This window comes from Edaphovirga cremea (assembly GCF_003332275.1).
GTDB lineage: Bacteria > Pseudomonadota > Gammaproteobacteria > Enterobacterales > Enterobacteriaceae > Edaphovirga > Edaphovirga cremea.
In genome coordinates this window covers 37156-51601 of sequence record NZ_QOVA01000015.1, presented here as the reverse complement: position 1 = coordinate 51601, position 14446 = coordinate 37156, and the positions used below count along the sequence as shown (strand labels likewise).

The 14446-nt window shown below is 54.5% G+C and carries 12 protein-coding genes; 9 read left to right on the top strand and 3 right to left on the bottom strand.

Annotation, left to right across the window (positions count from 1 at the left end; all coding sequences use genetic code 11):
• Nucleotides 1-279: 279 nt before the first annotated feature.
• The 9 genes from DRI82_RS17480 to DRI82_RS17440 all read left to right on the top strand — a co-directional run bounded on the left by DRI82_RS17480 (nucleotide 280) and on the right by DRI82_RS17440 (nucleotide 9646).
• Nucleotides 280-1011 carry a FadR/GntR family transcriptional regulator gene (locus DRI82_RS17480; RefSeq protein WP_114195193.1) on the top strand — a complete coding sequence of 244 codons (732 nt, stop codon included), beginning with the start codon at nucleotides 280-282 and terminating at the stop codon, nucleotides 1009-1011.
• The gene (locus tag DRI82_RS17475) at nucleotides 1011-2036 is read left to right on the top strand and encodes an ABC transporter ATP-binding protein (RefSeq protein WP_114195192.1); all 1026 of its coding nucleotides are present in this window, start codon (nucleotides 1011-1013) and stop codon (nucleotides 2034-2036) included. Before DRI82_RS17480 ends, DRI82_RS17475 begins: the two co-directional genes overlap by 1 nt.
• Nucleotides 2033-3106 carry an ABC transporter ATP-binding protein gene (locus tag DRI82_RS17470; RefSeq protein WP_114195191.1) on the top strand — a complete coding sequence of 358 codons (1074 nt, stop codon included), beginning with the start codon at nucleotides 2033-2035 and terminating at the stop codon, nucleotides 3104-3106. Before DRI82_RS17475 ends, DRI82_RS17470 begins: the two co-directional genes overlap by 4 nt.
• 18 nt (nucleotides 3107-3124) lie before the next feature.
• Complete coding sequence (locus tag DRI82_RS17465) at nucleotides 3125-4642, top strand: ABC transporter substrate-binding protein (RefSeq protein ID WP_114195190.1); 1518 nt, start codon at nucleotides 3125-3127, stop codon at nucleotides 4640-4642.
• Nucleotides 4643-4669: 27 nt separating this feature from the next.
• On the top strand, nucleotides 4670-5614 hold the full coding sequence (locus DRI82_RS17460; RefSeq protein WP_114195189.1) for an ABC transporter permease: 945 nt from the start codon (nucleotides 4670-4672) through the stop codon (nucleotides 5612-5614).
• 1 nt (nucleotide 5615) lies between these two features.
• Nucleotides 5616-6491, top strand: coding sequence for an ABC transporter permease (locus DRI82_RS17455; protein WP_114195188.1), 876 nt, complete (start codon nucleotides 5616-5618; stop codon nucleotides 6489-6491).
• A 75-nt stretch (nucleotides 6492-6566) separates the two neighbouring features.
• The gene (locus tag DRI82_RS17450; RefSeq protein WP_114195187.1) at nucleotides 6567-8168 is read left to right on the top strand and encodes a gamma-glutamyltransferase family protein; all 1602 of its coding nucleotides are present in this window, start codon (nucleotides 6567-6569) and stop codon (nucleotides 8166-8168) included.
• 285 nt (nucleotides 8169-8453) lie between these two features.
• On the top strand, nucleotides 8454-9188 hold the full coding sequence (fhuF, locus tag DRI82_RS17445) for a siderophore-iron reductase FhuF (RefSeq protein ID WP_114195186.1): 735 nt from the start codon (nucleotides 8454-8456) through the stop codon (nucleotides 9186-9188).
• Between the two features lie 116 nt (nucleotides 9189-9304).
• Nucleotides 9305-9646 carry a hypothetical protein gene (locus tag DRI82_RS17440; RefSeq protein WP_245956871.1) on the top strand — a complete coding sequence of 114 codons (342 nt, stop codon included), beginning with the start codon at nucleotides 9305-9307 and terminating at the stop codon, nucleotides 9644-9646.
• A 31-nt stretch (nucleotides 9647-9677) separates the two neighbouring features.
• Here the strand turns inward: DRI82_RS17440 and DRI82_RS17435 are convergent, their stop codons facing one another.
• The 3 genes from DRI82_RS17435 to pntA all read right to left on the bottom strand — a co-directional run bounded on the left by DRI82_RS17435 (nucleotide 9678) and on the right by pntA (nucleotide 14139).
• Complete coding sequence (locus DRI82_RS17435; protein WP_114195218.1) at nucleotides 9678-10901, bottom strand: LysR family transcriptional regulator; 1224 nt, start codon at nucleotides 10899-10901, stop codon at nucleotides 9678-9680.
• A 309-nt stretch (nucleotides 10902-11210) separates the two neighbouring features.
• The gene (gene pntB, locus DRI82_RS17430) at nucleotides 11211-12602 is read right to left on the bottom strand and encodes a Re/Si-specific NAD(P)(+) transhydrogenase subunit beta (protein WP_114195185.1); all 1392 of its coding nucleotides are present in this window, start codon (nucleotides 12600-12602) and stop codon (nucleotides 11211-11213) included.
• 10 nt (nucleotides 12603-12612) lie between these two features.
• On the bottom strand, nucleotides 12613-14139 hold the full coding sequence (pntA, locus tag DRI82_RS17425; RefSeq protein WP_114195184.1) for a Re/Si-specific NAD(P)(+) transhydrogenase subunit alpha: 1527 nt from the start codon (nucleotides 14137-14139) through the stop codon (nucleotides 12613-12615).
• Nucleotides 14140-14446: the final 307 nt, after the last annotated feature.

Genomic DNA, 14446 nt, shown 5'->3' with positions numbered 1-14446 from the left:
ATTCACTGCTGTCATTAACATCAACGCAACACAAAATGCATCATGATAGTGCAATAAACGCACTAAACTGGTGCGATTGCACTGTTTTAATCACAATATATCAGTGGGTTAACAATAATCGGCTTAAATGCAAACCAGTTTGCATTGTTACCAAGTTGTTGGTTATTAATAAAAATTTACATTTTGCATCAGCCATTTCTGAACCAATAAAACATTGGTTCATTTTATGCATGGTGAGAAGTAACTCATTGGCGATGACCTCACGCGGAGGTATCCATCATGCAACAACGCATCGAAGACGGTTCAGTTCCTGCAGGAACCTCCCACTCGGCACTGGAGCAGTTGCGACAATTGATCGGTCAGCATGCCGGTGAGCCGGGAAAACCGCTGCCCACCGAGCGCGATCTCTCCGAGCGCTTTGGCGTGGGGCGACGTGAAATCCGCCGCGCACTGGACGTGCTTGAAGAAGAAGGGCGTATCTGGCGCAAACAGGGTAAAGGCACCTTTATCGGTCCGGAAGCCCCGGCGCAGCCCTTGATCCTGCAAACACTTCCCCGGCAATCCAATCTGTTTGAAGTGATGGAGGCCCGCTTGCAAATAGAGCCGGGGCTGGCGCGTTTTGCCGCCATGCGTGCCACCGCAGAACAGGTCGCCCTGCTCCAGCGTCTGCTTGAACGTGTGCGCACCATCGACAGTTGTGACGCAGACCAGATTGAATTGTGGGACAGCGCCTTTCACCGCGCCATTGCCGAAGCGGCAGGAAATCGTCTGTTGCTGGGGCTGTTTGATGCCGTCGACGCGATTCGCCGTGATGAGAGTTGGCAGAATCTGCGTACTCAGGCCAGAACCCAGGAACGGTTGGATAACTACGATGACCATCACCAGCGCATCGTCAACCATATTGCCGCCCATCAGCCTAACGAGGCCGCCCGGGTGATGCGTGAACACTTGCTGTCGCTGCAACAGGCGCTGATTACCGCCGTCAGCGACAATGAAGGAGAAGATCAGTAATGAATGACCGTCCCCCGACCCCTGCGCAAGTTTTGCAGATTCGCGATCTGGTGGTGCAATTCAAAGGCTCACCAGCCACGGTTCTGGATAGTATTTCGCTGTCGATACCGGCAGGACAAACACTGGCCGTTGTAGGTGAATCCGGTTGTGGCAAGAGTGTGACCTCACTGGCACTGATGGGGTTGCTGCCGCAAAGTGCGCAGATTCTTTCAGGTTCCGCACATTTCAACGGTCACGATCTTCTGGCGCTGAGTGACCGCCAATATGCCGATCTGCGCGGCAGCGAACTGGCGATGATTTTTCAGGAACCGATGACCTCGCTCAATCCGGCGTTCACCCTCGGCGATCAACTGGCCGAAGCGCTTATCCGCCATCAGGGCGCGACTAAAAAACAGGCGTGGGTACGGGCGCTGGACATGCTGAAACTGGTGCAGATCCCCGCGCCCGAACTGCGTCTGAAATCCTATCCCCACCAGCTTTCAGGCGGGATGCGTCAGCGCGTGATGATCGCGATGGCGCTGATCAATAATCCGCAGTTGGTGATCGCCGATGAACCCACGACCGCACTGGACGTGACGATTCAGGCGCAGATCCTCGCGCTGTTAAGCCGTTTACAGCAGGAGACCGCTAGCGCCATGCTGCTGATCACCCACGATCTCGGTGTGGTGGCTGAAGTTGCCCATCAGGTCGCCGTTATGTACGCCGGGCAAGTCGTGGAGCAAGGCGACGTCGAAGAGGTTTTCAACGATCCGCAGCACCCTTACACCATCGGTCTGATGGGATCGATGCCTTCGCTCTCTTCACGGCAAGGCAAACTGTCCACCATCCCTGGTTCGGTTCCCCAACCCCATGACATGCCCGCCGGTTGCCGTTTCGCGACCCGTTGCCCTTTTGCCGAACGCCGCTGTCATCAGCAACGTCCTCCCTTGAAGCATCTTGACGGCCAGCACCACGTGGCCTGTTTCAACGCCCCGTTGGAAAACCATTCATTGGAACAGTATGTCACCGCAGGAGAAATCCAATGAGCCAGCCTGACGTCCCGATTCTTGAAGCCGCTGGCTTAAGCAAAGTCTTTGGTGGACCGAAAAAATTCCTCAGCAAAACCAGTGCGGTACAGGCCGTGGATCGCGTTTCCCTGCAAGTGTGGACCGGCGAAACGCTGGCGATCGTCGGGGAATCCGGTTCAGGTAAATCTACCCTTGGCCGTCTGCTGCTGCACCTTTTGCGCGCCAGCGAAGGTGAGGTGTTTTATCAGGGGCGCAGCATCAGCCAACTTTCAGGTTCTGAATTGAATACGCTGCGCCGCGACCTGCAGATCATTTTTCAGGATCCCTTCGCCTCCCTGAACCCGCGCATGACGGTAGCCGAAATTGTCGGTGAACCGCTGTGGCTGCATGAAAAACTGTCCCGCAGCGATCGCCGCCAGCGGGTGAATGAACTGCTGACGACCGTCAGTTTGCCTGCCGCCTATGGCGATCGCTACCCGCATGAATTTTCCGGCGGTCAGCGCCAGCGTATCGGTATCGCCCGCGCGCTGGCCTCCAATCCAAAACTGCTGCTGGGGGATGAACCCGTTTCCGCGCTGGACGTCTCGGTACAGGCGCAGGTGGTGAATCTGCTGGAGAATCTGAAAGAGCAATTTGGCCTGACAATGATTGTTGTCGCGCACGGTCTGGCGGTGATCCGCCACATGAGCGATCGCGTCGCGGTGATGTATCTCGGGCAGATCGTGGAACTGGCTGCCGTCGACGATATTTTTGACCAGCCGCTTCACCCTTATACCCAGGCGCTGATTGCCTCCGCCCCGCTGCTGACGCCGGGGGTCAAGCGCCCTACGCCGATGCTGCAAGGTGATTTGCCCAACCCGGCCAACATGCCCAGCGGATGCCGTTTCCATACCCGTTGCCCTTACGTGACTGACCATTGCCGTCAGGTAGAGCCGCGACTGGAAAATGTCGGTGAAGGCCGTCAGGTCTCCTGTCACCGCTGGTCTGAATTGCAACGCGATAGCACCGCCGTACTTTTGCCCCCACCGTCTGACAACTTTGTACTGCGTCGGGCGTTATTTGAAAACGCCGTTAACCGTCAATCCTGACAGGAAGGAAGATAAACGATGAAATCACGCCAAACGCTCACCACCTCACTCGCCGGTCTGATGCTGCTCGCCGCCAGCGGTTATGCACAGTCTGAAAGTGTGATCCGCATTGGTCTGGGTGCCGATCCGGATATGCTGGATCCGCATACCGCCCGCACTTATTACGGTCGCTTTGTGTTTAGTGCCATGTGCGACCGACTGGTTGATATCGATCAGAACCTGCAAATCGTGCCGGGTTTGGCGACGGATTGGGCATACAGTGATGACGGCAAAACGCTGACGCTGAACCTGCGCCAGGGCGTGGTATTCCACGACGGCGAAACCTTTGACGCCAACGCGGTGAAATTCAATATCGATCGGGCGCTGACTTTACCGGGCTCACTGCGCAAAAGTGAAATTTCGTCCATCGAAAGCGTGGAAGTCACCGCCCCCTACACCGTGGTTTTCCACCTGAAATCACCCGACGCCGCGCTGCTGTCACAATTGACCGATCGCGCAGGCACCATGCTGGCACCGCAAGCCACCGCCAAAGGCAACGTGGCTGCACATCCGGTTTGTTCCGGCCCGTATGAATTTGTCAGCCGCGTACAACAGGATCGCATTATCCTGAAGCGCTTTGACAAGTACTGGAACAAAGACGCCTATCACTTCGACAAAGTCGTGTTCCTGCCGATCCCTGACGCTTCTGTGCGTCTGGCCAACCTGCGCGCGGGCGATCTGGATATCACCGAAGGCATCGCGGCCAGTGACATCAAAACCGTTCAGGCCGACAGCAAACTGGCGCTCGCCAAAGTCACCGGTCTGGGTTACATGGGGCTCACCTACAATATCGCCAATGGCAGTGTCTCGCCGGACAATCCATTCGCCAAAGACGCGCGGGTGCGCGAAGCATTCTCGCTGGCACTGGATCGTGATGCCATCAATCAGGTGGTCTTTGAAGGGCAATACACCCCGTCGAATCAGGCTTTCTCGCCCGTCAGTCCGTACCACGTCAACCTGCCTGTAGCCGGGCGCGATGTAGAAAAAGCCAAAGCATTGCTGGCCGCTGCCGGGATAAAAACGCCGCTGAATGTCGACATTCTGGTGCCGAACAACCCGACGTCGCTGCAAGTGGGCCAGGTTATTCAGGCCATGGCCAGTGAAGCCGGTTTCAACGTCAATCTGCAAATGACCGAATTTGCCACCCTGCTCGATCGCCAGCAACAGGGTAACTATCAGATCAGTATGTCCGGCTGGTCTGGCCGTGCCGATCCCGATGGCAGCATTTACTCGTTCGCGAGCACCAAAGGCAATTTGAACGATGGCCGTTACAGCAACGCACAAATTGACCAATGGCTGCTCGATGCCCGTCAGAATAGCAACAGCGATCAGCGTAAAGCGCTCTACACCAAAGTGGTGACCCAACTGCAAACCGATATGCCGATCGCCTATCTCTACTTCGAACCACGGATCTTCGGGATGAACAAAATGGTGACCGGCTTCCAGGCCTATCCTGATGGCTTGATCCGTCTCTCCGGCGTAAGCCTGACTCCGTAACCGGCCTATGTATCACGAGGAGCCGCCATGTTAGAGCTGGTAGTCAAACGGCTGGTGTTATCGATACCCACGCTATTTTTGGTCACGCTGATGGTCTTCGCCCTGCAAAAACTGCTGCCGGGCGATCCGATTACCGCAATGGCCGGCGAAGAGCGCGATCCTGAAGTCATTCAGATGCTGCGCGACAAATATCATCTGGACGATCCGATACCGAGCCAGTATTTCCACTGGCTCGGTAACGCGCTGCGTGGTGATCTCGGGGTGTCACTGCGCACCCAGGAACCGGTGATGAAACTGATTGCCAGCAAACTGCCGGTCACGATGGAGCTGTCTTTGCTGTCGATGATTATTGCGCTGGCCATCGGGATTTCGATGGGGGTGCTGGCGGCTGTCCGCAAAGGCACCTGGGTAGATTACAGTGCGAACATAGTGGCGCTGTCGGGGATTTCGATCCCCAATTTCTGGCTGGGCGTGCTGCTGATCCTGGTGTTTTCCGTCAAGTTGCAGTGGCTGCCCGCCTCCGGCTATGTGCCGTTTAGCGAAGATCCATTGCAGAACCTGAAAACGCTGCTGCTGCCTTCACTGGTTCTAGGCACCGGTTTGTCGGCGGTGTTGATGCGCCATACGCGGGCCTCGATGATCGCGATTATGAAAGCTGACTATATCCGCACGGCGCGGGCCAAAGGGCTGCTGTCCAAAAAAGTGATCCTCAAGCACGCACTGCGCAACGCGCTGATCCCGATAGTGACTCTCACCACGCTGCTCTTTGGCGAGTTGCTCGGCGGTGCCGTCCTGACAGAACAGGTTTTCACCATTCCCGGCTTCGGCAAGATGATCGTGGATTCGGTGTTCAACCGCGATTATGCGGTGGTTCAGGGCGTAGTCATGGTGGTCGCGATCGGTTTCCTGTTCCTCAACCTGCTGGCCGACGTGCTGTATGTGTTGATCAACCCACGCATGAGGAATGCCTGATATGAGCCAGGTACTGACTTCAGTGACAACGTCACTCCCCGCTCGCGCACCCAATCGCGTTCTGACCAAATTCACGCGCAATAAGAGTGCCGTGGCGGGTGCCATTATCGTCATTTTGTTTGCCCTGCTGGCCGTGTTCGCCCCGTGGATCGCGCCCTTTGATCCTATCAAAGCGAATTTCCTTGCCGTGCGAAAAGCCCCGTCGGCAATTTACTGGCTGGGTACGGATGAACTCGGTCGCGATATTCTCTCCCGTTTAATCTGGGGAGCACGCACCTCGCTGATGGCGGGGTGTATTTCGGTCACTATTGCCATCGTTATCGGCGTACCGTTGGGATTGATCGCCGGATATTGGCAGGGCTGGCTGGACGGCATAATCTCGCGTTTTATTGAGGCGCTGCTCTCCTGTCCGTTTCTCGTGCTGGCGATTGCCCTCGGTGCTTTTCTCGGCCCGAGCCTGGGTAACGCGATGATTGCCATCGGTCTGTCGGCCATGCCGATCTTTGCCCGGTTGACGCGCGGTCAGGTAATGGCCATCCGCAACGAGGATTATATCGAAGGTGCGCGGGCTATCGGTTTGCCCGACCGGTGGATCGTGATCCGTTACATTTTGCCCAACGTCATGTCACCGATCGTTGTACAAGCAACGCTGGCGATTGCGTCCGCCATTATCACCGAAGCCAGCCTGTCGTTTCTGGGCCTTGGTCAGCAACCGCCCGCGCCTTCATGGGGCGCCATGCTCAATACTGCCAAGAGCTTTTTGGAACAGGCACCGTGGATGTCGATTTTCCCTGGTCTGGCCATTTTTCTCACCGTGCAGGGCTTCAACCTGCTCGGGGATGGTTTACGCGATGCGCTCGACCCACGGGCGGATTGATGTGGAATGCATGAATATTGCGTTGGTGTTGCAGCTCAGCGTCAACGTCATGGACTCAGTTGAAAGGATCTGAAAATGACTCAACCTATTGATTATAATGTAGCTTACCCTTCCCTGCGCCCGGCAGTGATTGGCCGTAACGCTGTTGCGACCTCACAACCCCTGGCGGCTCAGGCGGGAATACGGATGTTGCAACAAGGGGGTAATGCGGTGGATGCCGCCATTGCCACAGCGATGGCATTGACGGTACTCGAGCCAACCGGTTGCGGTATCGGTAGCGACGCTTTTGCCATTGTTTGGGATGGTAAAAAGCTGCATGCGCTGAATGCATCAGGCCGTTCACCCCAGGCCTGGACGCCGGAGTATTTCGCCGGTCTCGACGAAATGCCTTTGTATGGTTGGGATGCCGTAACCGTTCCCGGTGCGGTCTCGGCCTGGGTGGAACTGGCGAAGAAATTTGGCTCCCTGCCGCTGACGACATTGGCGCAACCGGCTATTGAGTATGCCCGGGACGGCTTCCCGGTGTCACCGCTGATTGGTCAACTATGGCAGCGTGGCGTCGATAAACTGGGCGATAAACCCGGCTTCAGCGCCTGCTTTGCGCCAGAAGGTCGCGCACCCTCGATAGGTGAAATCTTTCGCAACCCGGATCAGGCCCGCACGCTGGCGCTGATTGCCGAAACAGAAGGCGAAGCCTTTTATCGTGGTGAACTTGCCAGGAAAATAGCCGATTTCAGCGCAGAATGCGGCGGAACCATGACGCTGGAAGATCTGGCGGCGCATCAACCGCAATGGGTCGAGATGTTATCCCAGCCATTTGCCGGTGGCTCGGTTCATGAACTGCCGCCCAATGGTCAGGGCATAGCGACGCTGATCGCGCTGGGCATTCTGGAAAAACTGAACATTGGCGAACACCCGGTGGACTCCATCGAAACGCTGCACTTATCCATTGAGGCTATGAAACTGGCGCTGGCCGATCTGGATCAACACATTTCCGATCCGGACACCATGTTTTTCGACGCCAAACACCTGCTCGGCGATGAGTATCTGCAACAGCGTGCTGACTTGATCAATCGTCAACAGGCGAGCGATTTCGCCTACGGTTCACCGCGCCAAAGTGGCACCGTCTACCTGACCAGCGCCGATGCCAGCGGCATGATGGTGTCGTTCATTCAGTCCAACTATATGGGCTTCGGATCGGGCGTCGTCATTCCGGGCACCGGGATCAGTATGCAGAACCGCGGTAATGGTTTTGTGCTGACCGAAGGCCACGCCAACCGCGTTGCGCCGGGCAAGCGTCCGTTCCATACCATTATCCCTGCCTTCGCGCTGGATGCTGATGGGCAACCGTTGATGTCTTTTGGTTTGATGGGTGGCCCGATGCAGGCACAGGGGCATCTGCAAATGGCGCTGAGGATCATGAAGTATGGTCAGAATCCGCAGGCGGCGATTGACGCACCGCGCTGGCGGGTCATCAGCGGGCGCAAAGTCTCGATGGAATCAACCTTCGATCGCAACACGCTGGCTGCGCTGCGCGCCATGGGGCATGTGATTGAAGTCGAAGATCCGTTATTGGGCTATAACTTTGGCGGTGCGCAAGTGATCGTCAGGCATCCGCAGGGACATTACATTGCTGGCACCGAATCCCGCAAGGATGGTCAGGCACTGGTTTTCTGATTATTTAAGTGAATAGCTTAAATAGACGTGAGTCTTTTCAACGGCCAGTAAAACTGGCCGTATTCAATCTCCCTCGCCTGACGCACTTTCCCAAATCCACTTCCACACCCCAGACGGTAATACAAATAGAAATCATTACTATTTTCTATTAGATTAATTTACACTGCCGAACTGAGGAAAAGCTCCGCACAATCTGGCTTCTCTTTGTGAACATGGTCCTTTGTGAACATGGTCCTTTGTGAACATAGCCATTTTTTGAACATAGCCATTTTTTTGAACACTATCATGATGCTGACTATTCTGGATTCTTTTAGCGATGGCCCCCTCGATTGGGTGAAGCAGGCGTTCATTCCACTGGAAAATGGCGATCGTTCTGCCCTGTCAATGACCCGTCTGACGAGCCCTGAGGGTGCCCGTGAACTGCTTTCAACCTATCTCGATAACTTTCCCGCAACTGAGCACCGCGCCCGGGTCTCGATGTGGTCGCAATGGTATTTTGCCAAACTGTTGCCTTCCTGGACGGTGGTCAATCTGCTGTGCAACTGGCAATTGCCGATTGAACCGGATCGCGTGTTCCTGCGGCTCGGCGAAGATGGCTTGCCGGTACAATTTCTGCTGGCCGAACCGGGTGAAGCGGTGGTGAAAACCGGATCGCTGGCGCGTTTCGTCAATATGATTGACTCGCATCTCGCGCCGGTGTGTCACTCGCTTGCCGCGATTTCCGGCCTGAAACCCGGTTTATACTGGAATAACGCCGCTATTCGCGTGGGTTATGGCATCACGCAGGCGGCCAGCACACAAGCAGATATCAGCGATGGCTGGGCTTTACTCGCCGCAAGGCAACTGGATGACGGACGTAAAAACCCGCTCTTTGAGCCTGTGCGCCATGAAATTCCTGGTGATGAAACCAGCGCACGCTACCGTAAGCAATGCTGCCTGCGCAACGAACTGTGCGATCACGAGATCTGTCCCTCCTGCCCGCTGCTGCTGGCAGAAAAGCGCAAAAGAGTCACACTCTAGTCACTGTTTTTAACGGATTACCTCAATTTTGCTTAACCTTATGCAAAAAAATAATTTGATCTTAACAAGGGAAAATTATAGTAATCAGGTTATATATGACCAACGAGGTAACGATCATGAATACTTCTTCGACGTTAAAAGCGCTGGCCGCACACTTCACACTGTTGAGCGCTACGCTGCGTAGCGTCATCGCTGCCCCTGTTTCCCAGGTGTGGAACACATTGACCGGCAAGCAGACGCCCCTGCTCGCCAGAATCACTCACCGTTATGCCATTCCCTCCACACGCAGCATTAGCGTCGCAGAAGGCTTTTTCGGCTTTATTCCGATCGAATCCTACGAGAACGAGAAATATATTCTTGAAGTGGCTCACGGCGACCAGAAGTATCAGGTCGAGGTACCGCACACGACCTACCATGCGATCAATATCGGCGATCATATCGATATTCACACCCACTGATCCCAAAGGGGGGCCCTCTCTGACTCCCTTTTTAGCTTTCCAGCACCTCATGAGCCTCACGTAAGCACTCGACCAGCGCATTGGCGGCCGGAGACAACAAACTTCCTACCCGGAACGTAAAGCCAATCTGCCTTCGGGTATTCGCCAGCCTCAGCGGCAACTGCACCAATGTGCCCAGCTTCAGTTCGTGCCCAAATTTGCGGGCGGACACCGCAGCCACCATATCCGAATTAAGCAACAGTCCGCGAACAACCGCCAGATCGCTACTCTCGACTATCGGGTTGGTTATGAACCCCATCGCAGCTAAATTCTCGTCAAGCAGCAGGCGTTCCGGGGTTCCCGCAGGTGGAAATATCCATCGCGCCTCACACAATGAATTCGCCGTGAGTTCAGCCGCTGCCAAGGGATGGGCCTGACGAACCAGAATCGCCAACTCCTCAGTGAGTAACGTTTCGCTGACTATATCTTCGGCATAATCCTTGGAACGCAACGCACCAAAAATAAAGTCGATCTCGCCGGAGCGTAGTTCTGCGACCAACGTTGCAAACGCACTTTCATTGGTCACGACTTTTACGCTGGGGTAACGTTGAGTAAGTTTGACGATCGCCTGCGGAACTAACCGGGTGCGTCCTTGCGCAAGGGCACCGATCCGGACACATCCGGCCATTTCCCCGCGCAACGCCGCGATATCTGCGGGAATATGCATCAATTCATTCAGTACGCGCCGAACATAGGGTTGAATTTCAGTACCTGCCGGTGTGACCCGCATACCACTTGACGTTCTCTCCATCAGCAATTGACCGGCACCTTGCTCCAGCACCTTCATTGATGCACTGACAGCCGACTGGCTCATTCCCAATCGGGTGGCAACGGTTGGCATGTGTCCCGTCTCGCACAATGAGATAAAGATTTGCAGACGGCGAACGTTGAACAGATACAAGGGTTCTGCGTTGTAGTGGCTGTGGATCGATCGGCCCCTGATACGCTGTAATCTCAGCGGGATTTGATCAAGTTCGTGAATAGCTCGCCGCGCTCGGGACAGTACAGTGCGGCCAAAATCGGTAAGGCGCATACCTTTGGCATGGCGCTCAAACAGCATTGCATTAAGATGGTGTTCCAGATCGTTAATTGATCGAGTCACTGCGGACTGAGTTCTATGCAACTCAGAAGCTGCAGCAGAAACACTTCCCTGATCGACGACCTGGCAAAAAGCGCGAATCTGAATCAGATTCGATAATTCCGTCGACTGTGACATATTCGTCTCCCATCGTTCCTTTTTCCGGGACTCTTTATTAAAACTCAACGTGTGCGCATCAGCAGTATCCATTCTGCCGATATCCTTTTCGCATTGATGGTTGCTTCTTCAAGCATACCCAATGAGGATATCAAGTGCATATCGATTGTCTGCGGTTTGGTGAGCGAACCACTACAACCGATCAATTATTTTCAACGTGGGAGCCATTACAGGCAAAAAAATGCCAGTCAGTTCGCACCGACCGGCATTTCTGTCTGACTCACTTTCATGGGGGAAAATGAGCGTTAAGCCTTTACTTATTACAGCTTATTACAGCGCACGCAAGATATTCTCAACGCTGGCCTTCGCATCCCCGAACAGCATCTGCGTATTCTCTTTAAAGAACAGCGGATTCTGTACGCCGGCATAACCGGTATTCATCGAACGTTTAAAGACGATGACGTTTTGCGCTTTCCAGACTTCCAGTACCGGCATCCCGGCAATCGGGCTACGCGGATCTTCTTGTGCGGCCGGGTTCACGGTGTCGTTGGCACCAATAACCAGCACCGTATCCGTGTCGGTGAAATCATCATTGATCTCATCCATTTCCAACACGATGTCATATGGCACCTTGGCTTCTGCCAACAGCACGTTCATATGGCCTGGCAAACGTCCAGCAACCGGGTGAATACCAAAACGAACCTTGATGCCTCTGGCACGCAGTTTGGCAGTGATGTCGTGTACCGGATATTGCGCCTGCGCCACCGCCATGCCGTAGCCTGGGGTGATAATGACAGAGCTGGAGTTTTTCAGCAGTTCAGCCACATCTTCGGCACTGGCCTCACGGTACTCGCCCATCTCTTCCGCATCGCCCGTTGAGGAGCCGTCGGTACCAAAACCACCGGCGATCACGCTGAAGAAAGAGCGGTTCATCGCTTTACACATAATGAACGACAGGATAGCACCGGAAGAACCGACCAGCGCACCGGTCACGATCAACAGATCGTTGCTCAGCATGAAACCCGCCGCCGCCGCTGCCCAACCAGAATAGGAGTTGAGCATGGAGACCACGACCGGCATGTCTGCACCACCAATGGAAGCAACCAGATGCCAGCCAAACGCCAGTGCAATCACGGTCATAATCAACAGGCAGAACACTTGCAGGCCAACGCTGTCCGTACTGACAAACAGCACCATCAGCAAGACTGACACTACCAATGCGGCCAGATTCATCTTATGGCGGTGTGGCAGGGCCAGAGGCTTGGACGAAATGATGCCGCGCAGTTTACCGAATGCCACCACGGAACCGGTGAAGGTTACCGCACCGATAAAGACACCGAGGAAGACCTCGGTCAGATGGATGTTTTCCAACACGGAATCCATCGGCACCGCACCGTGATCCAGATAGCTGTTGAACCCGACCAGAACCGCGGCCAGACCAACAAAGCTGTGCAGGATGGCAACCAGTTCCGGCATTTCAGTCATTTCGACTTTACGCGCCAGATAGACACCAATCGCACCACCGATCACCATGGCAACGATAATCCAGCCAACGTTGCTGGAGTCAGGACCGAGAATGGTGGCGAGTAACGCAATCGCCATCCCGGTCATACCATAAATATTCCCCTGCCGTGACGTCTCATGCTTTGACAAGCCCGCCAGGCTGAAGATGAACAGAATAGCGGCAACAATATATGCTGCAGTAACTAATCCCCCAGACATATGCTACCCCTTAGTTCTTCCGGAACATTTTCAGCATGCGCTGAGTGACGGTGAATCCACCAAAAATATTGATGCTGGCGATCAACACGGCAATAAATGACAGGAAGCTAACCCATCCACCATGCCCAATCTGCAATAGAGCACCGACAACAATAATTCCCGAGATGGCATTGGTCACCGACATCAATGGCGTATGCAATGCATGACTCACGTTCCACACGACGTAATAACCCACCACGCATGACAGCGCGAACACGGTAAAGTGAGAAAGGAACTCTTTCGGGGCGACATTGGCAAACCAGCCAAACAGCACGATGGCGATCGCCATAATGGCGTATTTCTTCATCGGCGAAGCCGGCTTGGCCTCAACTTTCACCACCGGTTCAGCGGCTTTGGCTTTTGGCTGTGCAGACACCTGAATCGGTGGCGCAGGCCAGGTGACTTCACCACTTTTCACTACCGTGACACCGCGGATAACCGTATCTTCAAAGTCGATATCGATTTCACCGTTTTTCTCTTTGCACAGCAGCTTCATCAGGTTCACCAGATTGGTGCCATAGAGCTGTGAAGATTGGGTCGGCAGGCGGCTTGGCAAATCGGTATAACCGATGATGCGCACACCATTGTCGGTCACGGTGATCTGATCGGCCACGGTCAGTTCACAGTTACCGCCGGTTTGCGCGGCCAGATCGACAATCACGCTACCCGGTTTCATGGATTCGACCATTTCGCGGGTGATCAGCTTCGGCGCAGGGCGGCCTGGGATCAACGCGGTGGTCACAATGATATCGACTTCCTGGGCCTGCGCGGCAAACAGCGCCATTTCAGCTTTGATGAACGCCTCAGACATGACTTTGGCATAGCCATCGCCACTGCCCGCTTCCTCTTCAAAATCCAATTCGAGGAATTCAGCGCCCATACTCTGTACTTGTTCTTTGACTTCAGGGCGGGTATCGAACGCGCGAACTATCGCCCCCATACTGCCCGCCGCGCCAATCGCAGCCAGACCCGCCACACCCGCGCCAATAATCATCACTTTCGCTGGCGGAACCTTACCAGCTGCGGTGATCTGACCGGTGAAAAAGCGCCCAAATTCATGCGCCGCTTCCACGATTGCACGGTAACCGGCGATGTTCGCCATAGAGCTCAGGGCATCCATGGATTGCGCACGGGAGATACGGGGAACCGAATCCATCGCCAGCGCGGTAACCTGATGGTCAGCCAGTTTCTGAATCAGTTCTGGATTCTGCGCAGGCCAGATAAAACTGACCACCGTGGAACCCGGACGCATCAACGAAATTTCGTCGTCATCCGGCGCATTCACCTTGAGGATAATATCGGACTGCCAGACATCGGCACCGTCGGTAATTGAGGCACCTGCCTCCTGAAACGCCGAGTCATCAAAACTTGCCAACCTGCCCGCGCCTTGTTCAATGGCAACGGTGAAACCCAATTTCAACAGCTGTTCCACCGTTTTTGGTGTTGCTGCCACCCGGGCTTCATTGGTCAACCGTTCTCTTGGTACACCAATACGCATAATAATCCCTTTCACCTGTCTTTGATGATGTTAGTTGTCACCCTACCCACTTTTACTGCGTTGTTATGCATCGAAGTGCATAATCCTCGCCATTCGCTCGTCTATAACCTACTGAAAATGTGATCGATGATCCATACTTGGTTACAGGAAGATGACCCTTTTTTGGCGAAAACTGCGCTGTGAGTAAAATAACCCGCTATCTGGCGTTAAAAAGCACCCTTACCGCTTACTATTTTTAACATCCCTGTATCAATGTTAATAATGCCTGCTTCACAAACTTCAGGTTTGACGCACACATACGTTATCA

Coding starts and splice junctions, on each gene's coding strand:
- DRI82_RS17450 (WP_114195187.1), top strand. CDS start 6,567: ATGACTCAACCTATTGATTATAATGTAGCTTACCCTTCCCTGCGCCCG.
- pntB (WP_114195185.1), bottom strand. CDS start 12,602: ATGTCTGGGGGATTAGTTACTGCAGCATATATTGTTGCCGCTATTCTG.
- DRI82_RS17455 (WP_114195188.1), top strand. CDS start 5,616: ATGAGCCAGGTACTGACTTCAGTGACAACGTCACTCCCCGCTCGCGCA.
- fhuF (WP_114195186.1), top strand. CDS start 8,454: ATGATGCTGACTATTCTGGATTCTTTTAGCGATGGCCCCCTCGATTGG.
- DRI82_RS17435 (WP_114195218.1), bottom strand. CDS start 10,901: ATGTCACAGTCGACGGAATTATCGAATCTGATTCAGATTCGCGCTTTT.
- DRI82_RS17465 (WP_114195190.1), top strand. CDS start 3,125: ATGAAATCACGCCAAACGCTCACCACCTCACTCGCCGGTCTGATGCTG.
- DRI82_RS17480 (WP_114195193.1), top strand. CDS start 280: ATGCAACAACGCATCGAAGACGGTTCAGTTCCTGCAGGAACCTCCCAC.
- DRI82_RS17440 (WP_245956871.1), top strand. CDS start 9,305: ATGAATACTTCTTCGACGTTAAAAGCGCTGGCCGCACACTTCACACTG.
- pntA (WP_114195184.1), bottom strand. CDS start 14,139: ATGCGTATTGGTGTACCAAGAGAACGGTTGACCAATGAAGCCCGGGTG.
- DRI82_RS17470 (WP_114195191.1), top strand. CDS start 2,033: ATGAGCCAGCCTGACGTCCCGATTCTTGAAGCCGCTGGCTTAAGCAAA.
- DRI82_RS17460 (WP_114195189.1), top strand. CDS start 4,670: ATGTTAGAGCTGGTAGTCAAACGGCTGGTGTTATCGATACCCACGCTA.
- DRI82_RS17475 (WP_114195192.1), top strand. CDS start 1,011: ATGAATGACCGTCCCCCGACCCCTGCGCAAGTTTTGCAGATTCGCGAT.